The organism is Bradyrhizobium sp. 153 (assembly GCF_023073835.1).
In the GTDB taxonomy this organism is placed as follows: domain Bacteria; phylum Pseudomonadota; class Alphaproteobacteria; order Rhizobiales; family Xanthobacteraceae; genus Bradyrhizobium.
This window is the reverse complement of record NZ_JADPKH010000005.1, coordinates 1-25,370: the sequence shown is the minus strand read 5'-3', so window position 1 is coordinate 25,370 and position 25,370 is coordinate 1. Positions and strand designations below refer to the sequence as shown.

General features: G+C 57.2%; 20 protein-coding genes and 4 pseudogenes. 10 read left to right on the top strand and 14 right to left on the bottom strand.

Features of this window, described 5'->3' with window-relative positions:
* Positions 1-131 precede the first annotated feature (131 nt).
* Both IVA91_RS00600 and IVA91_RS37030 read left to right on the top strand, forming a co-directional pair.
* A pseudogene (locus IVA91_RS00600) lies at positions 132-558 on the top strand (hypothetical protein).
* A gap of 30 nt (positions 559-588) precedes the next feature.
* Positions 589-726, top strand: a pseudogene (locus tag IVA91_RS37030) (SOS response-associated peptidase); the annotation flags it as partial.
* Positions 727-1,081: 355 nt separating this feature from the next.
* Here IVA91_RS37030 and IVA91_RS00590 read toward each other — a convergent pair.
* From IVA91_RS00590 to IVA91_RS00580, 3 genes and pseudogenes are all read right to left on the bottom strand, one after another.
* Positions 1,082-1,645, bottom strand: coding sequence for a hypothetical protein (locus tag IVA91_RS00590; RefSeq protein ID WP_247333814.1), 564 nt, complete (start codon positions 1,643-1,645; stop codon positions 1,082-1,084).
* Between the two features lie 56 nt (positions 1,646-1,701).
* Positions 1,702-2,961 carry a TAXI family TRAP transporter solute-binding subunit gene (locus IVA91_RS00585; protein WP_247278628.1) on the bottom strand — a complete coding sequence of 420 codons (1,260 nt, stop codon included), beginning with the start codon at positions 2,959-2,961 and terminating at the stop codon, positions 1,702-1,704.
* 681 nt (positions 2,962-3,642) lie between these two features.
* A pseudogene (locus IVA91_RS00580) lies at positions 3,643-4,672 on the bottom strand (IS110 family transposase).
* A gap of 629 nt (positions 4,673-5,301) precedes the next feature.
* Between IVA91_RS00580 and IVA91_RS00575 the strand changes: the two are divergent.
* The 3 genes and pseudogenes from IVA91_RS00575 (at position 5,302) to IVA91_RS00565 (ending at position 6,895) form a co-directional block, all read left to right on the top strand.
* Complete coding sequence (locus IVA91_RS00575) at positions 5,302-5,475, top strand: hypothetical protein (protein WP_247278627.1); 174 nt, start codon at positions 5,302-5,304, stop codon at positions 5,473-5,475.
* Between the two features lie 23 nt (positions 5,476-5,498).
* Positions 5,499-6,177: pseudogene (gene istB, locus IVA91_RS00570) on the top strand (IS21-like element helper ATPase IstB); the annotation flags it as partial.
* 355 nt (positions 6,178-6,532) lie between these two features.
* The gene (locus IVA91_RS00565) at positions 6,533-6,895 is read left to right on the top strand and encodes a hypothetical protein (RefSeq protein WP_247418937.1); all 363 of its coding nucleotides are present in this window, start codon (positions 6,533-6,535) and stop codon (positions 6,893-6,895) included.
* Positions 6,896-7,123: 228 nt separating this feature from the next.
* On the opposite strand, the gene IVA91_RS00560 is transcribed toward IVA91_RS00565, so the two are convergent.
* The 8 genes from IVA91_RS00560 to IVA91_RS00525 form a co-directional block, all read right to left on the bottom strand.
* Positions 7,124-7,822 (bottom strand): response regulator transcription factor, encoded by a 699-nt coding sequence (locus IVA91_RS00560; protein WP_247418938.1) that lies wholly within the window; start codon positions 7,820-7,822, stop codon positions 7,124-7,126.
* Positions 7,823-8,497: 675 nt separating this feature from the next.
* On the bottom strand, positions 8,498-9,136 hold the full coding sequence (locus IVA91_RS00555) for a hypothetical protein (RefSeq protein ID WP_247418939.1): 639 nt from the start codon (positions 9,134-9,136) through the stop codon (positions 8,498-8,500).
* 423 nt (positions 9,137-9,559) lie between these two features.
* Positions 9,560-10,129, bottom strand: coding sequence for a hypothetical protein (locus IVA91_RS00550; protein ID WP_247278623.1), 570 nt, complete (start codon positions 10,127-10,129; stop codon positions 9,560-9,562).
* Positions 10,130-10,162: 33 nt separating this feature from the next.
* Complete coding sequence (locus IVA91_RS00545) at positions 10,163-10,795, bottom strand: hypothetical protein (RefSeq protein WP_247278622.1); 633 nt, start codon at positions 10,793-10,795, stop codon at positions 10,163-10,165.
* Positions 10,792-11,823, bottom strand: a complete 1,032-nt coding sequence (locus IVA91_RS00540; protein ID WP_247418940.1) for a TAXI family TRAP transporter solute-binding subunit — start codon at positions 11,821-11,823, stop codon at positions 10,792-10,794. Before IVA91_RS00540 ends, IVA91_RS00545 begins: the two co-directional genes overlap by 4 nt.
* A gap of 44 nt (positions 11,824-11,867) precedes the next feature.
* Positions 11,868-14,312 carry a hypothetical protein gene (locus tag IVA91_RS00535; protein WP_247278620.1) on the bottom strand — a complete coding sequence of 815 codons (2,445 nt, stop codon included), beginning with the start codon at positions 14,310-14,312 and terminating at the stop codon, positions 11,868-11,870.
* A gap of 531 nt (positions 14,313-14,843) precedes the next feature.
* Positions 14,844-15,572, bottom strand: a complete 729-nt coding sequence (locus IVA91_RS00530) for a response regulator transcription factor (RefSeq protein WP_247278619.1) — start codon at positions 15,570-15,572, stop codon at positions 14,844-14,846.
* A 335-nt stretch (positions 15,573-15,907) separates the two neighbouring features.
* The gene (locus IVA91_RS00525) at positions 15,908-16,117 is read right to left on the bottom strand and encodes a hypothetical protein (protein WP_247278618.1); all 210 of its coding nucleotides are present in this window, start codon (positions 16,115-16,117) and stop codon (positions 15,908-15,910) included.
* 131 nt (positions 16,118-16,248) lie between these two features.
* Here IVA91_RS00525 and IVA91_RS00520 point away from each other — a divergent pair, with 131 nt between their 5' ends.
* The 3 genes from IVA91_RS00520 (at position 16,249) to IVA91_RS00510 (ending at position 20,217) form a co-directional block, all read left to right on the top strand.
* A complete protein-coding gene (locus IVA91_RS00520) occupies positions 16,249-16,437 on the top strand; it encodes a hypothetical protein (protein WP_247278617.1) in 189 nt (62 codons plus the stop codon).
* Between the two features lie 521 nt (positions 16,438-16,958).
* Positions 16,959-18,065, top strand: coding sequence for an HlyD family efflux transporter periplasmic adaptor subunit (locus tag IVA91_RS00515; RefSeq protein ID WP_247278616.1), 1,107 nt, complete (start codon positions 16,959-16,961; stop codon positions 18,063-18,065).
* On the top strand, positions 18,043-20,217 hold the full coding sequence (locus tag IVA91_RS00510; RefSeq protein ID WP_247278615.1) for a peptidase domain-containing ABC transporter: 2,175 nt from the start codon (positions 18,043-18,045) through the stop codon (positions 20,215-20,217). Before IVA91_RS00515 ends, IVA91_RS00510 begins: the two co-directional genes overlap by 23 nt.
* 183 nt (positions 20,218-20,400) lie before the next feature.
* On the opposite strand, the gene IVA91_RS00505 is transcribed toward IVA91_RS00510, so the two are convergent.
* A complete protein-coding gene (locus tag IVA91_RS00505) occupies positions 20,401-20,610 on the bottom strand; it encodes a hypothetical protein (RefSeq protein WP_247418943.1) in 210 nt (69 codons plus the stop codon).
* A 1,358-nt stretch (positions 20,611-21,968) separates the two neighbouring features.
* Between IVA91_RS00505 and IVA91_RS00500 the strand changes: the two genes are divergently transcribed.
* Both IVA91_RS00500 and IVA91_RS00495 read left to right on the top strand, forming a co-directional pair.
* A complete protein-coding gene (locus IVA91_RS00500) occupies positions 21,969-22,178 on the top strand; it encodes a hypothetical protein (protein ID WP_247418944.1) in 210 nt (69 codons plus the stop codon).
* An 860-nt stretch (positions 22,179-23,038) separates the two neighbouring features.
* A complete protein-coding gene (locus tag IVA91_RS00495) occupies positions 23,039-23,269 on the top strand; it encodes a hypothetical protein (RefSeq protein WP_247418946.1) in 231 nt (76 codons plus the stop codon).
* Positions 23,270-23,365: 96 nt separating this feature from the next.
* Here the strand turns inward: IVA91_RS00495 and IVA91_RS00490 are convergent, their stop codons facing one another.
* Positions 23,366-23,503: a hypothetical protein gene (locus IVA91_RS00490; RefSeq protein ID WP_247276766.1), complete on the bottom strand. Its 138-nt coding sequence runs from the start codon at positions 23,501-23,503 to the stop codon at positions 23,366-23,368.
* A gap of 515 nt (positions 23,504-24,018) precedes the next feature.
* Entirely contained in the window at positions 24,019-24,609 is a 591-nt protein-coding gene (locus IVA91_RS00485; protein WP_247458261.1) for an RNA ligase family protein, read from the bottom strand.
* Positions 24,610-25,370: the final 761 nt, after the last annotated feature.

Sequence of the window (25,370 nt, the reverse complement as noted above, 5' to 3'; positions counted from 1 at the left end):
AAATTTCGGTATTTCAAAAATATTTCTCAGGCCGGCTCTTTGGTCGTTGACCAACCTTTTGGCGTCATGCCAGGGGACGCCGCTAGGCCTAGCGGCTTGCCTCCCAGCCCGTTCGCCGGAATCTATGTCGCATGGGCACCAAGTCGCGCGAACTCAACTGGGGCGGCCGGATCATGGGCGCGAAGATCCATGCGCAGGGTGCCCGCAAGCGTGCCCAGGAGGCCGAACGTGAGGCAGATCGTGCGGAGGGAGCAGCCTGGTCTGTGCGCATGGAGGGCTACGGCGGACCTGCCCAGCCCTCCCCAACGGTCGGTCAGTGCCTCAACGGCGGCCTTGGTTGGCTGGAGGTCGAGTGCGTCCGCTGCAAGGACGCGCGCGAGCCTGCCTCTCGACGCCATCCGCCGGCCTAAAGATACGCCGCTCTGGAAGCTGGAAGCCTCGCTGAAGTGCCGATCGTGCCGCACACCGCGATACGCGCCGCCCGCGCGCATGATCAAGTTGATCGAGGCGCGGCAAATCACGCCTTACAAGTGGGTGCATCCAACTGAAGAACGTTAGGTCGAGTTGCAAATCGGGTTAGGTGGAACCATCTGCAATCTATATTCGATCACCACCAACCAAGCCGCCATCAGCGCGCTGTTTCGCGTGATCAATCAACACGGCGGTAATTTAGCGCCGATGCTAGGCGTATTCCCGGACTACAAGGCACCCATCGTCCGGACCGGGCGCGTCGTCGATGTGAAGCAAGTCGGGCGCGGGCATCGCGTGCCACAGCGCTGCAGTGACCGACCGGTCCTTGCGCCAAAGGCGATGCCCGACATCAGCATTGGTCCGCGAGGATCCTCAACTCAGGAGCCACGAGAGGGCGCCACATGATGATGAAACCAGCCTCGTCGGTGGCGAGGAAAACCCCTGCGCGCGATCTCCTCCGGTTCGCGAGGCGCTTGACGGGAATCTGCGGCAGGATGTTTTTGTCCAACACTTCGCCTGCACCATCTCGGCGTCTGCGGAGTCCGAAGTTGCTTCACCAAATGTCTGCGGACACACACGATCCTTTCAATGCCTAAGATCCTGCTACTCGCTATTTAACCTGCTCTTCCCCCTTCTTGCTCACGTGCCAAATGTGGATGTGATAATGGGGCTTATCGAGTCCAGGATGACCGGAATTGAAGTAGGCGGTTACGTGGTCCCCCTTTCCGGCGAGGCCTTCAAGATCGAATCGTTTTCGATTCTCAAGGTCCTCGATAGGGAGCATGTAGATCGTGCTGCTCAATCTGCCGTTGCGGTCGAAAGCACGGTATGGTCCGTTCGGGAGCGTGTTGGGCTGAACGTAAAGCGCGCCGATACCGGGGAAGAAGGGCGGAAAATCTACGAGCGAGCTCACCTGCTTATATCCTATGCGCTCGCTCTTCCGTCTGTCGCTGATGTGCACCGCCACTCGTTTAGGCTTGCGCCTGTGCATGTAGATCGTGCTGCTCAATCTGCCCCTAAGGTCGAAAGCACGGTCGCTTATGTGCACCGCCAATCGATTCGGCGGACTGGGCGTGAGCGTCTCGGTTTTGCGTGCTGTCTGCGCGTTCGCCGCCAGAGGCACGGCGAGGATGGCCAGGGCCAGAAAGCCTATGGCACATACACACTTCATCATTGTTATGCCCCTACCATTGCTGCTCGAAGGCCACCCTGTAACGGATATGAGATCGGTCAGCGGCCTCTCCGCTCCCGCCACCAGCGCAGGAAACCCTGAAACAAGCGTTCGCGCTCGGTGGCGGAAGGAACAATGCCCGACTGATCCAAATACCGCTCAAACTCCGCCCGCGAGTCGGCATCGGGTGTTGCCAAGTGGTGCTGCTTCAGCCAGCGTTCCGCGGGAGCGAAGCGGCTCCACCCGGGCCACACCGCCGCAAGATTGATCTGTTTCCATTTCGGGTGCCGCGCTGGACCCTCAAACTCCGAAATGCGCGAGAAGAACGCGTAAACGAACGTCTCCAAGCGTTGGTATCGCTCGCTTGTCCGAGGCGAGTTGGAAGCAATGAGGACCGAACCAACCGCAAGCGTCTCGATGCGCCCGTCAGAAGCGATCAGGTTCGGATAATCCTGGTGGGTGAAAGTCCCCGGCAGATAATCCCCTTCCAAGGATGAAGTGTATGGCACCGGAACGAGATGGAAGCCGTCCTCGCGCCCGTATCGTTCGAGCCAACGGGCGGGTTTGCCCGTGATGAACAAGGTGGCCGCAATGTCGCCGCTCCGCATGCCTTCCGCAGCTGCATTCTGATCAACATTAATTTCTGTCACTTTCACGCCCAGTCGACTGAGGATGTCCCGCGCCAAGACTTCCGTACCGCCATCCTCCTCCCCAAGGTTGACGCGTGTTCCAGCGAGGTCAGCAACAGTGCGGATCTCTGGGCGCGCAAGGATGTGGAGTTCTTCGTGGAAGAGGGGGGCGATGTAGACCAAGCTCTTCGAGATATCACCCAACTCCTTGCTGGCGCGCAGGCGCTCGAGCAGAATTGTGGGCGTAATGCCCATGTCGGCGCCCGGTAGGGTTAGCACGTCACGAACGTTCTGAATGCCGCCCTTGCCGACCATCGGCAGAATCCGCAGTGCGACCTCCCCTCTCGGACCAGTCTCCTGTCCGGTCGCGAGAACCGTCGAGATCTCATGAGCGATTGCAAAGTCGGTCGCGTTTGGGCGACCCGTCACGATCCCAACCGTATTTGAGTTAGGGGAGCGCTTGGCTTGTGCCAGGCGAGGCATGGCCTGCATTGGATAGGGCTGTATCTGTGGTTCAGCTTCAGGCTCACTCGTTCGCGCGATCGATGGCATAGCCTGATGAAACACGCAGGCCAATAGCAAGAAAACAACGATCGCCATTCGCACAGGCAGAAGCTTGCGATGCGATCTACAAGCTTTCTGGCGGTCCTCGACAATGGCAATGAAGATGCCTCTTGATCCTATTTTCATCGTAGGGTCTCCGCCTAGCCCTGTCGCGTCGCATGTGCCTTTAGGTCGGCCAAGCTGCCTTAGACCAATCGAGCCTGCACGTCGCGCCTCCCCGATATTTCATGACGCTTATCGTTGCCTCGATCTGCGCTCGCGCCTGTGTGATTCCACCCTCGATCAGGCAAGGTCAAAATTTGGACGCCCATACGTGGTCCGACACTCTAACGTGGGCTCATCAGCCGAATAATACCTCTTTCGAGGTATTTGCCCGACCTTCCGTGTCATGGCCGGCACGTACCTTGTGTGATGCGCCTCGTTCCCCACGCTCAAGCTCTTTCTCAAGCGCGGAAGTCATATTGGATTGAGCCGACGACGATCTGGGGTTTGAGGAATAGCTGACTCGCTGATTCCCATCGGGATCTTCGCCTCCGGCGCCATGTGTGGACGGCTTCGGGTTGGCAAGGAGAATCTTCACTTTGCGGCGTTGGTCGGTGCGGCCATGTGTTCGGCCTGTTTGCGCGGTTCACGTGACCGCTGGCCATACTGCCCTCCGCGGATCAGGTCCCGATCAAAAGCACGCATTTCAACGATGCCGTGGCCCGTGTGGGTTGTCCTGATCGCCGGATCGACCGGCGCTGCATTTAAGTGCTGTTCGCCCTTCCAACCGTTAAGTCACACCGGCATGTCCGGCGTGATCTCGTTTTACGCCATGAGAGCGGCGGGTTCCTTGTAGCGTTCGTTCCTCGCCATTATCGCCCAGGCTATCCTGGCGAGTTTGTTGGCGAGCGCGATGGCGGCGACCTTGGTTGCTCGCCGGGCCAGCAATGCGGAGAGCCAGGGTCGATGCCCCGTTCCATGGATGTTGGCATAGCGTATCACGGCGAGTGCGCCTGCCGTGAACAGGCTGCGCAAATAGCGATCGCCCTGCTTGCTGATACTGCCAAGCTTGTGCTTGCCTCCGCTCGAGTTCTGCTTCAGCACGAGTCCAACCCAGGCCGAGAAGTCCCGACCTGATCGGAAGGCCTTGGCATCAGCAACGCTCGCGACCAGCGCCGTTGCCAGCGCCGGACCGACACCAGGAATCGCGTCCAGCCGTTTGCTCGTCGCGCTTGATCTGTGCCAGGCGATGATGCGTCTGTCGAACTCCAGGAGTTTGGCCTTCAGTGCCCGCAACTGACTGCCGAGAGCCTCAAGACACGCGCGGGCCACCTCCGGGAGCCGGCGGTCAGCTGTATCGGCGACGACTTCCAGCAGTTGCTCGACACCTCGGCGACCGACCGGGGCGACAATCCCGAACTCGGCAAGATAGGCCGGATTGAATTGATGACGGCAGTCTGCTGGCGGATAAAGAGACGGCGCGCGCGATGAAGCATCAGACAGCTCTGTTGCTCGACCGTCTTGGTCGGCACGAACCGCATGTTGGGTCTCGTGACCGCCTCGCAAATGGCCTCTGCGTCCGTGGTGTCGTTCTTCTGCCGCTTGACGTAGGGCCTCACATAGGCCGGAGGCATCAACCGCACCGTATGCCCCAACGCCTGCAGTTCGCGGGACCAATAGTGGGATGACGCGCAAGCCTCGATCCCCACCAGGCATGGCGGCAACTTCTCAAAAAACGACAGCATGATCCGGCGCCTGAGTTGGCGCCGGATCACCACCTGGCCGGCTGCATCGACGCCATGCACTTGAAGACCGACTTCGAGATATCCAGACCGATCGTCGAAATTGACTGCATAGGCTGCTCCTCCGAATCGTAGGAGCCTCAAACGGCGCCCAATCCTTGGCACTCTCGTGCCCGTGGAGGAGCCGTCCACAGCATCAAAAGCGGACGTCATAATCAAGGAATGGGACTTGGCTACTTACTTACGGCTGTTAAATCTGTGGCCTGATTGCCCGACTTCTCCTCTTGTTTCATGGCGCGAGCGCGCGCGTTCGGATTGCGGCGTTCCCATCCCGAGTGCAGGCTATAACGCACGTTGGTGGGGCTAGAGTCCCGATTACCGAACGACGTAAATCGAAAGACATAAAGCCAACGCTGAATTGCAGGCGCCTGTTTCTGGCGAGAGTATTGCGGGGCTGAACGCGCGAGAGCAGTTCGCTTCCAAGCAAAGCAAGGAGAACATCATGCAAGACAGACGCACGCGGAGAGAACTCAGTGAGAAAGAACTAGAGCAGGTCTGTGGTGGAAAATTAACAACTGCGAACCCGGGCGGGCAGCCCCACGGTGCATCGCAGATCACCACTACTTCAGGGAATGGTAATGCCCCTCCGGGCCAAAATAAAGACCTGCCCCCGGGACTCCAGTAGTCGGCGGGATCGAACGCCGATCAAGAATTCGTCCAATACAGATCCAAGGAGAATGTCATGGATACTCCGTTGAAAAAGATGGACGATTTGAGAGAGATCGCCGAAACCGAGTTGGATTTTGTCCACGGTGGCGCACCGCCGGCCCAGGGAAGCGGCAAGAATGAAGGTGACCACAAGGTAGACGTCTTCGCAGGGAATCCGCACGACCGCCCCGGCGCGAACGCCAAGTAAACACCGTAGTTTTGATCGCGAGGGTAGCCAAGGAGATCGCCGACTTCCAGTTCGACGGCACGCCGATCAACCAGACGCTCGTCAATGATCTCGCCGGCGGCGGCTTCATCGCACGGCAGCGCAACGTCGTTCTGGTCGGCGGCACCGGCTCCGGTAAAACCCACCTGGCCATCGCCATCGCCAGAAGCTGCATCCGATCTGGTGCCCGAGGCCGCTTCTACAACGTCGTCGATCTCGTCAATCGCGTTGAGAGCGAAACCCGCAACGGAAGGCAAGGACGGCTCCGCCGAGCATCTGGCCCGGATCGACTTCATCGTGCTGGATGAACTCGGTTATTTGCCCTTCTCTCAGTCCGGGGGCCAGCTTCTCTTCCAGCTCGTCAGCCGGCTCTATGAGCGCGCCTCCGTCATCGTGACCACCAATCTCGCCTTCGGCGAATGGCCGAGTGTGTTCGGCGATGCCAAGATGACCACCGCGCTGCTCGACCGATTGACCTATCACTGCGACATTGTCGAGACCGGCAACGATAGCTGGCGGTTCAAGAGCCGAGACGACGTTTGTCGAGCAGAAGAATGGTGCGGTCGTCCGCCGCCTCATGGGCTATGGCCGGTTCGATGGCGTCGAGACGGCGCGTATGATGGGCCGCCTCTATGCGGCGGCACGGGCTCTATGTCAACTTCTTCCAGCCGTCGTTCAAGCTGAAGGAGAAGCGTAGCGAAGGGGCTAAAGTGATCAAGCGGTATCATCTCCCATCGACGCCCTACGACCGTGCATTGGCGCATCCCAGGGTGACCGCAGCCGTGAAGAAACGGCTCCGCGATCAGTATCGCTCGCTTGATCTGGTCGCACTGTTGGCGGAGATTCGCGCAACCCAAGAGGAGCTAGCAATCGCGTCGATCATCGTGCCGGACAGGCGCGCGGCCTGCAACCCGCTCACACTAGCGCCCTGACAGCGACCGCGGCGACGTTCGCGAAGCCGCTCGGCAAGACGGTGACGGTCGGCGAGCCGCGTGGAACGCACTGGCGAACTCGTCGGCCCTATAAGACCAGAGGTCGCATGCCGTCCAAGCTCGACCCGCATCTTGCTGCGATCGAAGCCTGGCTCGCAGAGCAGCCGCAGCTCACGGCGCTCGCAATTGTCGGCCGGCTGAGCGAGAAATACCCCGAGGAGTTCGGAAAGAGACAGCATTCGATTGTGCAACATCTGCTGAGGGTGCTCAGACGGACGGCTGCCGAACGGTTTGTCGCCCAAGGCCCGCTCGGCGACGCCATGACCGCTGCCCCATTGCCCGGGGTTGTGGACGGCTCGGGCTATGTAGGGCCCGGCCCGCCTACAGCCCCTCTCGTCGAGCAAGCCGGGAAACCATCTGGCGCGGCCGATCAATCGACATCCGACCGTCATCGGCAATGGTGCCATTAGGGTAACATTCGCGGATGCGGCAATACGAGGCGCCAAATTTGCAAGCCGATTGACACGCTTGAGGATGTAATTCCCCTGCATCGTGTGGCCTCGGCGGTGGCGCACCCCGCGTCGATCTTCGCAAACCTGTTCGCAACGAGCGAGCAAGTTCATCGCCTTCACCGCAAATGTCACTGCCCCTCGCCGTGGAAGTCCTTCAAGAAGGCATTCTCGATGTGCCTCCGAAGCTTATAACCGTGCTTTGAGAAGCGAACGGCCGTGAAGTTGAGCGGCCCCTTCTACAGCTCTCGCGTCCAAGCTGCTGTTTGCTATCAGAGATGCGTCGCTTCGTTTGACTGCGGCCCTTGCTTGGACAGAGTGCGGGACCAGCAAGTTTGGCGCGACGGGCGGTGAGTTGGCGTTTTCGCTAAGCTCGTTGCTAATGCCCCAAATGGCGGCTTGCGTCCGATTGTGCACGCCGATTTTGCGAAGGATCGCCTTTACATGAACCTTAACCGTCGATTCCGCGATGTCGATCTTCCGTGCGATGCATTTATTCGAATCGCCTTCGATGACGCAGCGCAAAATCGATTTTTGCCGCGGAGAAAGCTGTTGTGCACTGCGTTCATCTGGCGTGACTGTCAGGTCCTTGCGCGCGGTTGCGCGATCATTGTGTCCGCCCTTGAGATCGAGGGATAAGGGCAGGAATGCCGGAGGAAACACTGTTTCGCCCATGATCACGAGTTCGATCGATCTGGTGAATACGTCACGGCTCATGACGTCAACGAAATACCCATTAGCACCGGACTGAAATGTTGCAGCCACTTCATCTGGCCGGTATCGATCGGCAACCACAACTACGCGCCCATCTGGGTGACCGCGTCTGAGAGGCTCGATTTGCTCGCGGACAATCTGGAAATCGTCGCCGGTATGTACAAGGACAAACAACTTTTGGCCCTGTTCGAATTTCCTTACGTACAATCGATCAGCACATGTCACTGAACTCACAGTGCCAAAATCCGCAGAGCGTAGGAATTCAGTAAGAGCGTCTTTTCGTAAGCTGTTTCCTCCAATGACTATGGTCGTTAGAGAGCGTTTCCTCCTGATAGATCTCCTGCTCATAATTGATCTCCTGCAGGCAATTCAAATGTCGCAAACGACAGGATGCCGGTCGGTGGCAGTTATTGGTATATTTATATTCCAGGCGGGCTGGCTGAACCTGCATCTCGCGAATCGGAGGCTCCTTTGCCTACGATAGACAAGCGCCATTACCGGCAAGATACCGATGAAACGGGAAATCGCCGCAGCTTAGGCCCGCAGCACTGCGCTCATGTGACGTAGCGCGACTACATAGTAGGCCGAGCACGCGCTCTGTATATGCAGCCGCTATTGCAGAGGCAGTCGCATAGAAACCATGTGAGAGTCTGTATTGCTCAATACACTTTACCACTTTATTTCGCGCTGAACCAAAGTGGAACCGAAATCGGCGGCAAGCTCCCGGGCGCACCTGTTCGAAATACGAGGATTGGGCGGGCGTGCAGTTCACAATCAATTAGCTCTCTACGGCAGGACGCTCTTACGCGGCCCAATCGACTTCTTGAACGATGTTAGGATCGCTGATCGTTATGGAGTAGTCCAAAGGATGTACTTGCACGGATGCGCTCGCTGCTCAAAGCTTGTGCAAGCCGACCGGCCGAGGTATTTGCCATCGGATCTTTCGGCGGCGAATGCCAATACTGATATTCGTTTTCCAAGGATAGACTTACGATGATAAGGCAGCTGGCTAAGAATAGAGTGCTTGCCGCCATGTCGCCAGCCGAGATTGAGCTTCTCAAACCGGAGGAAGCCGAGTTCTCGCGCGGTGATGTCCTGTTCGACTGGCATAGTCGGGTGGACCGGATTTACTTTCCTCATACAGCGCTTGTATCGCTTTTGACCCACCTGAAAGAGGGCGGGACGATTGAAACGGGTACAATCGGTTGTGAAGGGATCGTTGGGTCGTTTGCGATTCATGGCGATGGCATTGCTCTGACGCGGTCGATTGTGCAGATTCCGGGACGTTGTTCCGTGGTCAAACTCAATCGGATGAAGAAGGCGGTTTCCGAAAGCGAAGGAATCCATATGCTCGTCGGTCGCTTTCAACAGGCCTTCGCCGCACACGTTCTGCAGCAAGTTGCGTGTAATGCAGCCCATGATGTGCTCTCGCGATGCGCGCGCTGGATCCTTATGGGCCTTGACCGAACTGAGGGTGACGTTGTCCATCTCACGCACGAATTCTTGGGAGAAATGCTTGGTACGGTACGACCGACCGTGTCGTTGGCTCTCAAGAAGCTTCAAAACGATGGGCTCATCGAGACGTCCTACGGGAGGATCCGAGTGCTGGATCGTTCGGGGCTCGAGAATGCGAGTTGCGAGTGCTACGGGGTCATCCGAGCGACATATCGGAGACTGCTACCCCTGACGTATGCGTGAGGCCATCGCGACGGAGTTGCGAGCGAGCGCTAACACTGACTCAGCGCCGCGAGAGCATCCCTAAGCAGCTCCGAACAAACTTGCCACCCGGTTCGCCGGGTCTCGGCAGCACGCGCGCCGATTTTATACGTCGCTGGACCATAATCTGATCCTGCGGCCGTGAATTTTATGTATCTACGCAGCTGGGCTCGCGAAGCCTTGGCGGTAACACGGTCAGGGCTTGACGTAAGTCCAGCCCTGCTCCTCCCGCTCCATAATGCGTACCACGCCGGAGTTGACGACTTGAGCCTGTGGAATGAGCTGTATCTCCTTGTTCTCATGCTTGCGCATGTTCTCCCGCGTGTTGCCGCACGCTTTGAACATCACATCCGGCGTGCTCAACGACATCGTTTCAATTCGGTCCTTCACCGGCGAGGTATCGGTGCGGAGCATGTGCAAGCCGGGCCCGAAGGTGATCACTTCGATCTTAACCTTCTCGCCCATGTCTTTATAATGTTGCACAACGTTTGTAGCGTTGTTCAGGGTCAGATTCATCGCCGCCGCATCGTTACTATTCACCTGCAAGATGAGGCGATGTTCTTTGTTCTTAGCCGTCGATCGATTCTCTGAGCTCGATAAGCGGCGCACGTCATTTTTCGTCGCAACCACCGCTTTTTGTTTTCGCAGAAGGGGCTCCGGCGCCCGGTCGCCAGGTCGCGCAGCTTCCTGCGCCGTAGACAAAGATACCGCCACAAGAAGCATCGCCAGGCTTGTTGTTCCATTTAGCGCAATTTGCGGTAACATAACCACCTCCCATTAGCTTTCCTTGTGCCAATATTAGCTGTTCGGCTTTGCGATGGCGGCAGGCCATTTGCATGCCGTGGCAATCTTGGTGCGCACCGCCTCAAGTCCGACCAAGGAGAACGTTCCATGTTGAGAGGCCCCCAGGCGGGAAGCAATGTACACGACCAGTTCGCCATCGTTTGGGAGCGACTGAAATAAGGCCCTCGGATCGGCCTTGAACGCAATACCGGTCCCGAATGCAGGAGTGGCCGCAGCGATTTGGACGGGCTGGCCACCCTTGGTGCTGTAGGAGACGACGTAATCCTCAGCCCGCCCGGAGATCGCGGGGCCGGAGACAGCGAGTTCGCTCCGTTCACCCCGGCAACGCATGGTCAGCTGCAGCGGTGAGCCGCCTGCGACCTCGCGCGACGAGGTCGTCGCGGTGGCGATGGGCGTGTAATCCACAGGCGAAATCGTCTGACTGACGACCCACTCGCTTACCGCCACTGTGGGCCCGGCCGGCGGCCCGATGCTTCGCGCGAGCTTGTCCAGACATTCCACCCGCTCCTCGCGCTGCATCAGACTACAGGTACGAAGTTGCGCCAGCGGATTCTCGGCGCTCTGCGCGGGTGCCACTCCTGTAACGAAAGCGAGCGCGGAAGCCGCGGTAAAGATCGCGCGATTCATTTCGATGCCTGCGTAGCGCGAGAATGGTTATCCAGCCACACCTGCGCCGCTGGAAAGCGGGTAAGCCCGGGCACCGTCGCACCTAGATTGATCGATTTCCATTTTCGATCAAATCCGGGCTCCTGCAGTCTGTCGACGCGGGAGAACAGATGATCGACAAAGCGAGCGACACGCTCATAGCGATACGTGTTATTTCGCCAATTGTAGGCGACCAACGCAGTCGGCACGGCGATCGTGTCGACGTGTTCGCCTTCTTTAATAAGGCCGGGATAATCGGATGCTTCGAGAGATGCAGGAAGATAGTAATCTTCCAGCCTGCTTTCGTACGGTACCGGCAGGAACTTGAATCCAGGGTCCCAGCGTCCACGCACGAAGGGCTCGACCGGCTTGGACGTGATGAACACGACCGCAACAATATCACCCTTGCGCATTTGTTCCAACGCGACCTGATGCGGAATGAAGGTCTGTTGCACGTCAAGTCCGAGACGGCTGAAGATCAGCGGCCCAGAATAGGCTGCGGCAGTACCTTGATTGTTGAAATTTACCTTCTTCCCGACCAGGTCTGTCAGACTGTGAATCTCCGGCCGAACGAAAATATGCAGTTCGGAGGGAAAGAGATTCAGCACGTAGGCGAGGCGATGCTGAATGTCCGGCACTTGCCTCTTGTACTCGTCGAGCACGTCGGCATTGATGATGGCCGCATCGATGCCATGCAAATAGAGCAGTGAGTTGACGTTTTCGGCGGCTCCTCGCGTCACGATAGGCAATACATGAAGATTGTCGCCGTCGTCAGCAACACGAGCGATCTCTGCAGCAAGACGGATAGGCGCGCCCTCGAGGAGGCCTCCGGCAAGGCCGACGGTCCAGGCATTCATCGTCACTCTCGGTTCCGGACGAGTGGGTGTCTGCGCTGACGCAGCAGTGTCCATCTTGGCACCTTTCGTTCGCGCATCCAGGCCGGAGGGCTGCAGCAGGAACAAAGGAGCGAGAGCAGCGAGCAATAATTGTGGTCGAAAGAACTTTAGCATGTGGTACTCCTTTTCGTGAGAGAATGACCAGCGCCGCAGCTCCTCTACCGAAGCGCTTCCAATCGCTGTTTCGCTTGCGTGTTGCCGACCGCCTCCGCCCTTGCGTAAAGCTCTCGCGCCTTTGACACGTCCCCAAGGGTGCCAACTGTTGACCATTTGGGAAGAACGTGGGGGTCGTAGGTCTCCGCTAGTGCGAAGGCTGCCTGTGCGTTTCCTATTTCAGCCGCGCGCTCAAGCACAATCCGAGCGGCGCCTATATCGCCCTGCTCAAGCAACATCCTCGCGCGTGCGACCAATCTTCCCGCGGCCGCGCCCTCATCGGCGCTGTGGGGCCGCTCGTTTCCGACACGTGCTGACTTGATCTGGTCTGCTTCGAGGGGTTTTGCCCTGTCAGCCTCAAGCTCATTACTAGCGCTTGGAATCGGCCGCGCGCTGGCGACCACTGCGGCTGTAAGCGCGTGGTTGTTCCTGCGCTCGGACGCAGGATCGACTTGCTTCACGCTTGCTTGTTCTTGTTGCAGCGACTTGTGCGGCTCCGTAGTCTCCGTTTCCGCCACTTTCTTTAGCTGCTCAACTTGCCCGCTCTCATTGCGAGCTCGGGAGTCGTATTCATCTCTCGCGGCGTGCGCCGCCTGGAACTCTTTCGCCAGCGCCTCCGCCTTGTCATGCTCCTGCTGTAGCGATCGCTTCAACTGCGTCGCATCACTCTCTGCAGCCTGCTTCAGTCGGCTGGTTTCGTCCTGTGCCTTAGTTAGCAAGGCCGTTTGCGTCTCGACGTCGCGCTTGGCCGATGCCAGCTCCTGTTCGAGCCGCGAGGCTCGTTCGCGTTCCTGCTGCAGGGATGCTCGCAACTCGGCTGCGCCATTGTCCGCTGCCCTCTTCTTGAGGTCTTCCAATTGCTCATCGATTTTACGTGCCTGCGCCTCGTAGGCATATGTCTGGGTGCGCGCTGTTGAAAGCTCCTTCGCCAGCGCCTCCGCCTTGTCATGCTCCTGCTGGAGCGATTGCTTCAACTGCGCCGCGTCACTCTCTGCATGCTTCAGTCGGCTGGTTTCGTCCTGAGCCTTAGTTACCAAGGCCGTTTGCGTCTCGACGTCGCGCTTGGCCGATGTCAGCTCCTGTTCGAGCCACGAGGCTCGTTCGCGTTCCTGCTGCAGGGATGTTCGCAACTCGGCTGCGCCATTGTCCGCTGCCCTCTTCTTGAGGTCCTCCAATTGCTCATCGGTTTTACGTGCCTGCGCCTCGTAGGCATATGTCTGGGTGCGCGCGGTTGAAAGCTCCTTCGCCAGCGCCTCCGCCTTGTCATGCTCCTGCTGGAGCGATTGCTTCAACTGCGCCGCGTCACTCTCTGCATGCTTCAGTCGGCTGGTTTCGTCCTGAGCCTTAGTTACCAACGCCGTTTGCGTCTCGAGGGCGAGCTTGGCCGATGCCAGATCCTGTTCGAGCCGCGAGGCTCGTTCGCGTTCCTGCTGCAGGGATGCTCGCAACCCGGCTGCGCCACTGTCCGATACCCTCTTCTTGAGGTCTTGCAGTTGCTCATCGGTTTTACGGGCCTGCGCCTCGTATGCGTATGTCCGCGTGCGCGCGGTTGAAAGCTCTTTTGCCAGCGCCTCCGCTTTGTCATGCTCCTGCTGTAGCGATCGCTTCACCTGCGTCGCATCACTCTCTGCAGCGTGCCTTAATCGGCTGGTTTCCTCGTTTGCCTTAGTTGCCAAGGCCGCTTGCGTCTCGACATCGCGCTTGGCCGATGCCAAATCCTGTTCGAGCTGCGACGCTCGTTCGCGTTCCTGCTGCAGCAACTTTCGCAACTCGGCCGCGCCACTGTCCGTGACGTGCGGTGGCGCCGCGCTCTCTTCTCTCTTGGCTGCTAGTGCTGTTTGGGCCTCACTTTCGCGCAGATTTCCGGTGAACTCCTGGTCCAGCGAATCAGCCCGCTGATGCTTCGGCTCGAGAGGCTGCAGCAATCCAAGAGCGCGCGTTCCAACGGTGAGTTCGCAGGACCGTCTCTCCGCCGAGCGGCGTTCCGGAGATTGTCCTATATCGCCGACGGCCGCTTGCGAAATATGCATTACTTTTTCGCTGCTGGCCCGACTGGAGAGATAAGAGTCCTTTGCGGTGACCAACTCAGGCGGCAGGAGCTCTGCTCCGTGGTGTTCTTCCGGCGCCTGTCGCGAGATTGGATTGTTTGCCGCCGCTTGCATAAGCCGGGTCGAAGCGTTGCCGACATTGGACGATCGCGAACCGGCGGAGGCGGGCCCTTGTACCTGCGGGGACTCCGAAGACGCGCGCGTTTCCGCCCCTGATGTGGCCGCCAGGACGCTTACAGCAATGAGGACCACCGCTCGCCCATGAGGGAAAACCTGGCGCGCCGGCGGTTGTGCAAGAAGAATATGTGACTCGGCGGAGTCACGCGATGCTGCGCAAGCGTTTGCGTCTTTAAGAAGATCATTCTGCTCTTTTTCCGGAGCATACCTAATCAACTTCCGCATGGCGAACCGCCCCAACTGCGATGCCCAACGATACTCTTCGCAGCTTTGCGCCGCCATTCCTCGCATGGAGGAGGGGCAGCACCTTTTCTGTTCCTCGGATGGCCGACCCTTGTCTATCCTTTTGGGTTAGGGTCGTGCACGATAGACCGTTGAGCCGGGATGCATCCGTTGGCGATTGAAGGTGATGTGCTCATGGTTCGGGATGGCTCAGGGCAGGACCTACTCCATCACACACATCATCCGGAGATCGCGAGCGATCCGCTCAAAAGTCCTAACGGCGAAACGATCGTCGGCAATGCGACACCAGGTTACAGAAGGTGCCTAGTCGTTGCGCCGCCCCAACGGGAGCTCCGCTTCTGCGAACGAAAGGCCTTGCTTCGCTGGAATGCGCAATAGGTACCTTGTTGCGCCCACTTAGACCATGTTGGCCGCTCTTCTCGGCGTCCCTCAAGCGTTGCGGCCATACAGCGAGGAAGCCGCTCGAATGCGATATCGACTACAGCCTGTCGTTCGTCGATCAGCTCGTTTCGTCTACCTCGTCAGGATGTTATCAAAACACAACATTGGTTCGACACTCCGTTCTTCGACGTCAGCCGCGTTAGCACAGTCCTCTGCGACCGGGACTTCAGCCAACCCAGTACAATCAAGCGCGATACCCTGATTTCCAACGAGAGCCAATTGCGTCCTGTTTGCTGCACCAAATTTCCTCATCAATTGGCCTACGTATACCTTCACAGTTGCTTCCGTCATCCCGAGCTCCCGCGCGATCATCTTGTTAGAGTCTCCGAGGCGGACACGCTCAAGCACCTCTCCTTCTCGTCCCGTCAGCTTGCTTTTCCTCCTGCGCCCATTCTGATCGGATTTCAGTGCGGAGCCAGCGCTGCAGTAGTGTGATCGCGGTCTCTCTTCCTGTGATTGGTTTTGCGCTGATTGCCGCTGAAGCTGACGAATAGCGGCTTGTGGATAATACGAACCACCATGTAGGATAAATGATAATGCCTCGCATGCGAGATTGGCGTCTATACCGGTAGGGACAAAGCCTGTTATCTCAGCGGCGACTGCGGCAGCGATCTCTTGAGGATCATCTCTATCCGAGATAATGATTAAGGGTACATCACCTGATTGCCCACGCAGCATCATAAATGTTTGCAAGTTTCCCGGCTCAGCGACGGAGTCGCCGCCCACGTTGACAATCAGCATCCGAATGTCTGTTTGTGCGTGAAGTGCTTCGCAGGCCTGATCGACATCGAAAGATGTCAACCTCAGATCTTCCGAGTTTGCCCAATGCTGAAAGAAGCTTATCAAGCTCGCGCGTCGCAGGCTTTTTGAGTCTATAATCGCAACTAGCGGTTTCCCGTGAGGGATAGACATTCCGCAACTCATGCGTCTGCGCCCCACACACTTACATTGCGATTTGTAATTCAGATAACTCAGTTGGCCCGAGTCCCGCAATCCCCTTCAAAATGGGTAGAGTCCATCACCTCAGAGGGGGATGGGATATGAAGCCCCATCAGACATGAAGCTCCCATCAATAGAATGGTGAACGCGGCCGCGAGGCGAGACGCGCCCTCAGATCACGTATCAGGGGAGCCAGATCAGGTATGAGGCCAGCGAACGGCGGGCGCGTTCAGGTCGATGCGCATCGGAGCCATCGATCGCACGATGCGGCGCAGCGCGGCGGCCAGCGTCCAATTGCTCGGAGGGTCATCATCCGAACGCGCATCGCAACAGAAGGAAAATGGTTTTAAGTCAAAGGTCGTATCGCCGTTCTCGGGGCAACGGTCGTACACGACGATATTGCCCATTGGACGATTCAAATGTCGTACGCCTCATGCAGCGTTGCGCAACACTGAAATCTACGTACAATTTTGTGTCGCAAGAAGACTGCCGACACGGGCAATCTATTGCGTCAGACCGACTGAAACAGGAGGCTGCAATGACCATGACTAGCAACAATGGAATGCGTGAGTTGGCCGACAAGGAACTGGATGCAGTGTGTGGCGGGGGCGGCTTCAGAACGGGAGACATTTGGGCCTTCCAGAAAAACGTTGCTGTGGTGAACAAGAGCAAGGACGTCTTGATCTACCAGTCCAACAACAACAATACTGGTATTCAAGTCGGGTAAGTGATTGCCCGCTCGTCCCGATCGAACTTGCGGAGGAGCGGGCTCTTCAACAGGAGAATCCCAATGGCTTATAAGCGCGCGCTTTATGAGTTGGACGAGCGCGACATTGACATGGTCTCTGCGGGTCAGAGCATCCACATCGCGATCGTTGTGAGATCGTCAGATCGAACCATCACCCAAACTGGCGGGAGCCAACTCGACGTAATAACGAATAACAGGACCATCATTGACGCTATGTCGATCGGCAAGCCCAGTAGGTAGTGGGTTTCAGTTCACCAACATAGCCTCTGATGGACGGAGACGTGTCCCGAGGTACATAGCAATTGGGTTCTGGAGCCGTGTCATCGCAGCTTCTGTTATTTCGCCAGGAAGCAGTTGAGTTCCAACACGACCATCGGCAGTGGGGCCGGGTCGCGTTGCTCCAGACGAGATCGACGAAGGTTATAAGCTGGCTGATTGCGGCGGTAGTCGCACTTACGGCCGCATTCCTATTTCTCGGACAATATGCTCGAAAGGAGACCGTGGCGGGCTACCTGACGCCGGTCGCCGGCACGGCGAAGATTTTCGCCTCCAAGTCGGGAACAATCAAAGAGGTCCATGTCAAAGAGGGTCAGGAGGTCAAAAGAGGGCAGAGGCTTTTAACCATCGAAACTACTCAGATTGCGGCAAATGGGCAGGACGTGAACGATGTGATGCTCGGCACACTCGGGGCGGAGCAAGTATCACTAAGAAATCAAATCTGTGCGGAACAGGACCGCATTAACTCCGAGGAAGCGCGCCTATCAGCCAAAATTGCAAGTCTCGAAACTGAAGTATCGCGGTTCGACGCTCAGATAGAGAACCAGCGCGAACAAATTCGGTTGTCCAGCGAACTCGTTTCGTCTGTAACGAGCCTGGCGGCCAGAGGGATAGTCTCAGACGTGGAATATAAAAAGCGGGAAATCGCCGCGCTCGAGCAGAAGCAGAAGCTCGACTCCTTGAAGCAGCAGGCAGCCGCTCGGCAGAATGAGCTTACCGAAGCCCGTTCTTCCCTCGAACAGCTGCCGACTATCACGGAAGGAAAGATCCAGAACCTGCGCAGCGCACTTGCCACGACAGAACAGCGCATAGCCGAAATTAGTGGACGCCGGGCGTACGAGGTGCGAGCGCCAGCGGCGGGACGCATCTCAATTCTGCAAGCGACTGTTGGTCAATTCGCAGATCCGCAAAGACCGCAAATGCAGATCGTCCCTGACCACAGTGAGCTGCAAGCAAACCTGTTTGTTCCGGCCAAGGCCATAGGCTTTGTTCAGCCGGGGCAGGACGTCAGAATACTATACGAGCCGTTCCCCTATCAGCAGTTCGGTACATATCGCGGCCGCGTAAGTGAAGTCTCACAGACGATGTTGACGCGCGCTGAGACCTCCGCACCCATTGAGCTCAAGGAGCCTGCCTACAGGGTCACGGCGAGACTCGATCGCCCAGACATTGACGCGTATGGCAAGCGTATACGGCTTCAGGCCGACATGCTTTTGAAAGCAGACATCATTCTTGAAAGACGATCTCTGATCAGATGGTTGCTCGATCCATTGCTCAGCGTCAGAATGTCAATCTCAGGATGCAATCATGGTGCATGTACTAAACCGTAGGCATCACCTACCGGTAATCCGACAAACAGAAGCAGCGGAATGCGGTCTCGCGTGCATTGCTATGATAAGTTCATATCATGGCCACCAAATTGATCTGAACACGTTGCGGCGACGCTATCCCGTCTCGCTAAAGGGTGTGACGCTAAGAGCCGTAATTCAGGTGGCCTGCCAGATGCAACTAGCTAGTCGTCCTCTGCGCTATGAGCTTGATAAGATCAGGGACCTGCACCTGCCCGCGATCGTGCACTGGGACATGAACCATTTCGTAGTCCTGAAGTCGACCACGAGGCGAGGTATTGTGGTGCATGACCCGGCTTTGGGAGAGAGGTTCTTTCCGACTGTCGAAGCCTCCAAGCATCTGACCGGCGTTGCTCTTGAGCTATCCCCAACCGAGGCATTTCTTCCTAAAGACGAGCGAGCGTGCCTTCCATTTTCAACCTTCTGGAGCCAGCTGCGCGGTAACGCACATGCACTGGCTCAGGTTTTGGTGCTTTCAATAGTTCTTGAAGCATTTGTGATTGCAAGCCCTTTCTACCTTCAGCTCAGTGTCGATGAGGTCAGCGCCAGGGGCGATGCCGATCTGATGACGGTCCTGGCTCTTGGATTTGCTCTCCTAACTGCCATCAAAGTTGTTTCCACTATTATCCGCTCCTCGATCATTCTAGTTGTCCAGAACGCGTTGCACTTCCAAATCGGCGCTCGTCTGTTTCACCACCTGATCAGATTACCGATCGCCTATTTCGAAAAGCGGCACATCGGCGATGTCCTCTCGCGTTTCACGTCCATTGAGCCAATTCGCACGGCACTCGCAGAAGGCGTGATAACTGCCGCCATTGATGGCGTAATGGCGGTTGCAACGCTGGCAATGATTTTTGTCTATAGCACTCAACTCGCGGTCGTCGTTCTTGTTACATTTGCAAGTTATGCGGCAGTGCGTCTAAGTCTCTATCGCGTGCTGCGAGAGCGCAACTTAGCCGTGATAGAAGCCAAGGCTCATGAAAACTCGACGTTCATCGAGACCCTGCGCGCGATCCAAAGCCTGAAGATTTTCAATCGTGAGACAGACCGCGAGACCCAGTGGCTTAACCGTTATGCGGATGTAGTAAGCGCCAATGTTCGGCTGGGTCACATCAGAATAACTTTCACAGGTATCAACGACACGCTGTTTGGACTTGAGAACATTCTCAGCATTTACCTCGCCGTCCAACTGGCTCTAGGCAATCACTTGACGATCGGCATGATCTTCGCCTTCATTAGCTATAAACAGCAGTTTATCGAGAAGGCCGTTCAGTTCGTCGAAAAGGTTCTTGATTTCCGAATTATCGAACTGCATCTGGAGCGCTTGGCTGATATTGCCCTAAACCCCCTTGAGCGGGGCCATGATCGGCCGTTGGCCTATACCCCGCGCGTTCAGGGCCGGATCGAATTGCGAAAGGTCTCTTTTCGATATGCTGAAACGGATCCTTTTGTACTTGAAGACATCAGCTTTATCATTGAACCAGGGGAATTTATCACGATTATGGGTCCTTCAGGCGGAGGCAAGACGACCCTAGTCAAGGTCATGCTCGGGTTGCTGGAACCGACAGGCGGGGAAGTGCTGATCGACAATGTTCCTCTCTCGACGATTGGTGGAAGAGCCTATCGTGAGCACGTCGCCGCAGTGATGCAGGAGGATCAACTACTCTCAGGCTCTATTGCCGATAATATTTGCTTTTTTGACGCCACTTTCGACGAAGAGCGGATGATTCAATGCGCGCAGCTGGCGGGTATACACGAAGAAATCATGGCGATGGCGATGACCTACAACAGTCTAATCGGAGACATGGGTAGCTCATTATCAGGTGGACAAAAACAACGACTAATGCTCGCGCGGGCGCTTTATCGACAGCCTAGCATTCTGTTTCTGGACGAGGGCACGGCCCATTTGGACGTGGATAACGAAAAGCGTATCAACGAGAGCCTTAAAAGCTTGCAAATGACTCGGATAAATGTGGCGCACCGGCCGGAGACAAGCAGCGGAGCAGATCGAATTCTGCGAATTGCAAGGATGTTGACGAGCGATCTGAGGCGCGGTGAGCACTGCCAACCGGATGAAGCCGTCATCCCTAACTTCCTAAAGCTAGAAAAGCAGGAGCGTAGCGCTCCAGGTTAGGCCCAGACCCGCTTACGATTACTCTCGTTGTTCTGCGGCGGCATTGATGACCAGGCAGCGGATCCTGGGCAATTACGTTACTGCCCGAATGCCTCGATGAGTTCCACGGGAGCAATCCTGTTCCCGTGTAACAGCCGATGAGAGGTAAGCCCCCCGGTGGAAGGACGTACTGGCAAAGTGGCACTAGCGAAAGGGTTGGGCTTGCTCCGACCGGATCAGGTCCGATTTATCGAAGGCGTCGCCAGAGTGAGGAACCGATACGCTCATAATGTTCGGAACATGCACCGACCACTTCAGGACATCCTCAGCGAGGAGCAGCAAGGCAATGGCAAAATCGTTGAAGACGTCACGGGCAACGCCGGCGCCTTCATGGAATTCGTCTTTGAGCGCCACCAGTATGAGGCGGCCGTTCAGACGTTCGCGAGGGACGCGAAATCCATGGACAGGATAGAGCCTTCCTTGTCGTCGCAGTGATGGGCTTCTACGTCATGGTCGGCAGCAAAGGGCCTGCCAGCGTGAACCGGTCGACCACCGAGGCAGCTTAATGGGGAGCCTTGTCTTGCCGGTTAAGCAGCTCCAGTCGTCGTTCGAGCTCTGCTTTCTTCGCGACGAGTCTTTCGGCGAGAATATCATTGACGATCGTGTGCAGTTGCCACAGCTCTTCGAGAGACATGCTCTCAAACGGCTTCCGCTCCATGAATCACCCGACCCACGCTTTCCAATAGCTTGGGCTTAGAAGCGGGAGCCTGGCAATTCCTCGTAGGTTGAGCAGGAAGGTTATCTACAGGTGCGGCGTCGGGCCACCTTCTTGAAAGCCGACCGGCTCGCCCTCAACCGAAAGCGCCGCAACTCAGCGTGCGCCAGTCGATTCCGCAGGTTGGCCAATTCGGCCATCTGACCTTCGAGAAACGCAAATCGCTTCTGCAGTGAAATGGCGCGATGGAAAACAACTTGATCAAAGGTACTCAACATTATCCCTCAACCCAATAAAACGATTTAAAGTACGCGAGATATCGTGACAGAATTATCACTGCGTTTAATGTTCACTAGTGTGCACAACTCAAAAGAATGCCCGGCAGCGTGAACCGGCGGGCTCCCGTCGCAATCCCGCCTCTCATCACGCGGCGGCGTCGATCTCCGCTCTACGGGCGGTTTGGGCGATTCGCTCACCATCCTCACGAACGTGGGCCTCCAGTGCATGCAGAACCGGCTTGCGTTGTCGGCGCCCATGGAGAAATGCCCGGGCCACTAGACCGGGCTTTGGCAATCTTGTCCCTGCCGGTCCCCGATCCCGGAGGCCAGTTGTCAGGGGGCTTTGAACCTGGCAATCGACTCGCGCAGATTCCTCAGATAATCGAGCAACGGACCCTGCCCGAAGTGTTCATCCGGCTCTTTCTGCTAAAAAGCCGAAAAGGATGGGCGGCCGCCAATAGACAGCGAGGCGGTGAACGTCCGCATGACGGCTGACGCGCTGAAAATATTAGATGATTGGCGTCGCCAGCAGGAAGACCCTCCCGGCCGACCCGAAGCCATCCGCCGCCTCGCGAGATCGGGCTGAAGGCGGAAGGGAAATAAGCTCAAGCTGAGCCACTAGCCGCGCGCCACAGGCAGAACGATCGAGCCGTCATAAGGCTGTGGCCTAGGCGTTGCATCATAACTGCCAACTGAGATTTCAGTGCTCAGGTGGAAAATAGGCGCTCCCGACGCATATTCGGGCGTGGACCTTTTTTTAGTATATTGGGACTTGGCTCATGGCTTACGACGCAGCCACCGTACAGATGCTTCGCGACGTTCTCGACGAAGTTCTCTCCAGCCCGTCATTCACCCTTCAGCGGCAGCGATCCGCCATAGAGGTCGCCGAGCGCGTGCTTAAGCTCGCTGCCCAGGGGGAGCGTCAACCCGAGAACATCAAGCGACACTTGCGAAACGAGTTCTTTGCGTCGGATATCTCGCGGCATTGAAAGGGCTTAAGCTAACTTTGAGAGTATTGAGCCACCTCAATGCTCCAAAATAGACTTCCTCGCCTTAAAACCGGTGAACGAAGATCATCCGGCGAGCCTACGGCTACTTTGACGTTGATCATGAGCAAAAAACCACCCAGCGCGCCACCAAGGCGGTTGTGAAAGCCCCCCGCAGGTCCAAGCCGCCACACCAAGCAGCAGCTACATAGTCGATCGGTATTGAACTACGTCCAGCCCCTCACGGGCTTCTGTCCGCTTCTTATCAGGGGCGTCGCAGGATCTGGACAAGCCGAGTGAGGCTACAGCCTGCTACTCCGCCGCCGAACTTTTCCAAGACGTCGGCAAGGTGGCCATGCCGATCGGGGGTTAGGTGTTGCGCAAGTTCGAGCGAAACGGCGACAGTTAAGACGAAGATCATGATCCCCGTAAAGTGTCGAGGGTAAGCGCTCATAAAGAGTGTGCCTAACACGCTGTAGGCCACAAACCGTTCGGGCCCCGCATGGCCAGTCTCTGGTCGGAGACCGATAGGCGACAAGCTCATAAAAATGATCGCGATGAGTGCAGTCCAAGCCGCCACGAGCAGCAAATTGCGTATCATAGCAGCTACATAGTCCATCGGCATGAGCTCAGAGCCGGCGGGAAAGTTTGGACTGTAGATTACGATCGGCTCATCGACCGGGCCGGGCGGATCATAGCACGAGGGCACGCCAGCCCTCGCGGAAGACCTAACCAATCCGCAGATTGCCGGCTGACTGCTTGCCGCGATCACTGACAATCTCGTAGCTGACCTTCGCGCCCTCGGCCAAGCGCTGTTCGTCGCTGCCAGCAAGCTGAACTATGAGGGCATCGTCTCCAAGCGCGTGGATGCGCCATACAGATCGGACCGGGTCGAAGCCTGGCAAAAGATCAAGGTCGTTCAGAAGGGCAAGTTTCAGGTGGTCGGCTTCGTCAAGGATTCCGGCGTCGCCGCGCTGTATCTGGGCAAGAGGGAAGGCAAGGATCTCGTCTATATGGGCAAGGTCGGCACGAGCTGGGATCGAACCACCTCGGCGCAGATCCGCAAGGCGCTCGATGCCGTGGTGTGTAAATAAGCGCCGAACTTTGACCCCCATCGGCTTCCAACACTGACCCCATGCGTGACGAACATTCTGGTGACGGTTCAAGGAATAGGTCGACGTTGACCGGGGTCAACCTTCGGCGCCGATCGGGGTCAAACAGTGCGCCGAATGACAGTCAATGGTGGACTTCAGCAGTTCGACTTCCGCCCTAGTCTTGAGAATGGCGGCCTTCACATCTTGCCGGGGCTGTCGTTTGGAATCGTCCATGGGAGTTCTCTGAACGCTCACAACGTCGACCAGTTTCTAAGTGCGCACCATAACACACGATAAAGGCCGCCTCTGCGTGGGCACGCCCCCGCGTTGAGCGTCGCGGAATCGCGGCCTAAGCCGTTGAGCTAACTCTGCTTTGGTCCAAAATATCGCAAAATGAATCGCGACGTGCCGGTTCGCGCTGGCGGGCTTTCATTTGAGCGAAAAGTCGCCCGCGGCAACCGATAGAAGCATCTTGACGCCATAAAATGCAAACGCTGTACTGGTCACATTCTACCGTGTTAGCGGCCTTGTTTTTATGTGTGATTATTTCAGGGGCGTTCCATGCGTAACTATGCTCGCGCCGATGTCCTGCGCCAGTATCTCGACGCACTCATTTGTGAACTTTCCGAACTCGAAGTCCTTCGCAACCGCGTGCTCGAAGCTGAGCAACGAAGGATTGCCACGGCGCACCGACGGCGGAGAGGATCAGTCAGAAGAACAGCGAAAGTTCGCGGACGGCTCTAGGCGGCTCATAGCTCCCGGTCGATAGCTGGATGCTGCTTGTTCTTCACCTTGATCCAGTGCTTCTGCCGACCGCCACGGTAGGGCCGATCGCGGTGCTTGGAGACTAGCCCCTCAAGGCCCATACGGCACGCGGCGCGGTACAAGTCAGGTCCGATCTCGCCACGCTCGAAAGGCGCCCCGGTGATGCCGTCCGGTCGTCGCGCCAGTAGCCGCTCCAGTTTTGTCTTCCGCAAATGCAGCGGCAAATCGCGTAGGTCGTCGCCACCTACAGCCAGCACTTCGAAAGCGTAGAGCTGGACTTCATGGTTGTGCTTGCGCGAGTGCAGGGCATTGAAATCAGAGATGCCGTCGATGCCGAGGATCATGGCTTCACCATCGACGACGAAGTGCTTCTCTCGGTTCTTCAGCGCCGCCTCGGCAATCCAAGGATAGCGCTTGGTCCAGTCGGTCCCGTTGCGGGAGAGTAGACGAACGCGCTTGTCCTCCCGAATGACCAGCATTCGGTAGCCATCGTGCTTTACTTCGTGGAACCAGTCCGGCCCTGAGGGGACCTGCTTGCCAGCGGTCGCCAGGCAGAGCTCGTAAGTCATCCGCATGGGCGAAAGATAAGGAATTTCGGAGCTTTTTACGAGTCGGGAACAAGTGGCAATTTCGCAAATTGGGGTCTCTGCTCCGGTGCCCCCAAGAGCTCCGGAGCAGACCCTAGCGGCCTCAGCTACGCCCAGCGCTGAGGCCGCCCTTTTGTGGGCTACTGTCCAACAATCCATCATGGCGCAGGCTCACGCAGCGGGGCGGGGAATGCCTCAATTCTGAATCGCAAATTGGGGTGGTCTGCCACTTGAGAAATCTGGAACTCGACCGGGCGGTTCGCTCGAATCCGCGTTGAAAGCGGCAAGGTCCGAATTATAAGCGATATCAGTTTGGGGGTGCGGTCGCAGGACACCTGCTCCTCTAAATTAAGACGCGTTGTCTTGCGACGCTGAGATGACAATGAGGCGCCGTGCTGAGTGCGCTCCTCGCAAGGCCTCAGCCGGTCCAGCCCCGGGCTGGGGTCTTTTGCTTTCATAGCTCGCGTTCCATCGCGGGGTGGCTCGGGTTCTTCACCTTCGCCAATGTTTCTGACGCCCGCCGCGAGCGGCCGATCGCGATGTTTGGAGATCATGCCTTCAAGCCCATGCGGCAAGCGCTCTGTGAAGTCGTCTAGAAAAGACGAAGGCCGCAGCGATGTTCTCGCTGCGGCCAGCGCATGGTCAAAATAGTCGTCCGTGAAGAACCTCCAAGCGGTTGATCAAGAATCAGTTTTCGGGGCGAGAAGGTCTTGGGGATTGCAAACTTTCGGGCTTTGACGGCCCAAAAG

Excerpts from the sequence above, each read along its gene's own strand:
- IVA91_RS00590 (WP_247333814.1), bottom strand. The coding sequence starts at position 1,645 with ATGATGAAGTGTGTATGTGCCATAGGCTTTCTGGCCCTGGCCATCCTC.
- IVA91_RS00585 (WP_247278628.1), bottom strand. The coding sequence starts at position 2,961 with ATGAAAATAGGATCAAGAGGCATCTTCATTGCCATTGTCGAGGACCGC.
- IVA91_RS00575 (WP_247278627.1), top strand. The coding sequence starts at position 5,302 with ATGGATACTCCGTTGAAAAAGATGGACGATTTGAGAGAGATCGCCGAA.
- IVA91_RS00565 (WP_247418937.1), top strand. The coding sequence starts at position 6,533 with ATGCCGTCCAAGCTCGACCCGCATCTTGCTGCGATCGAAGCCTGGCTC.
- IVA91_RS00555 (WP_247418939.1), bottom strand. The coding sequence starts at position 9,136 with ATGGACAACGTCACCCTCAGTTCGGTCAAGGCCCATAAGGATCCAGCG.
- IVA91_RS00550 (WP_247278623.1), bottom strand. The coding sequence starts at position 10,129 with ATGTTACCGCAAATTGCGCTAAATGGAACAACAAGCCTGGCGATGCTT.
- IVA91_RS00545 (WP_247278622.1), bottom strand. The coding sequence starts at position 10,795 with ATGAATCGCGCGATCTTTACCGCGGCTTCCGCGCTCGCTTTCGTTACA.
- IVA91_RS00540 (WP_247418940.1), bottom strand. The coding sequence starts at position 11,823 with ATGCTAAAGTTCTTTCGACCACAATTATTGCTCGCTGCTCTCGCTCCT.
- IVA91_RS00535 (WP_247278620.1), bottom strand. The coding sequence starts at position 14,312 with ATGCGGAAGTTGATTAGGTATGCTCCGGAAAAAGAGCAGAATGATCTT.
- IVA91_RS00525 (WP_247278618.1), bottom strand. The coding sequence starts at position 16,117 with ATGGGCAATATCGTCGTGTACGACCGTTGCCCCGAGAACGGCGATACG.
- IVA91_RS00520 (WP_247278617.1), top strand. The coding sequence starts at position 16,249 with ATGACCATGACTAGCAACAATGGAATGCGTGAGTTGGCCGACAAGGAA.
- IVA91_RS00510 (WP_247278615.1), top strand. The coding sequence starts at position 18,043 with ATGGTGCATGTACTAAACCGTAGGCATCACCTACCGGTAATCCGACAA.
- IVA91_RS00500 (WP_247418944.1), top strand. The coding sequence starts at position 21,969 with ATGGCTTACGACGCAGCCACCGTACAGATGCTTCGCGACGTTCTCGAC.
- IVA91_RS00490 (WP_247276766.1), bottom strand. The coding sequence starts at position 23,503 with ATGGACGATTCCAAACGACAGCCCCGGCAAGATGTGAAGGCCGCCATT.
- IVA91_RS00485 (WP_247458261.1), bottom strand. The coding sequence starts at position 24,609 with ATGCGGATGACTTACGAGCTCTGCCTGGCGACCGCTGGCAAGCAGGTC.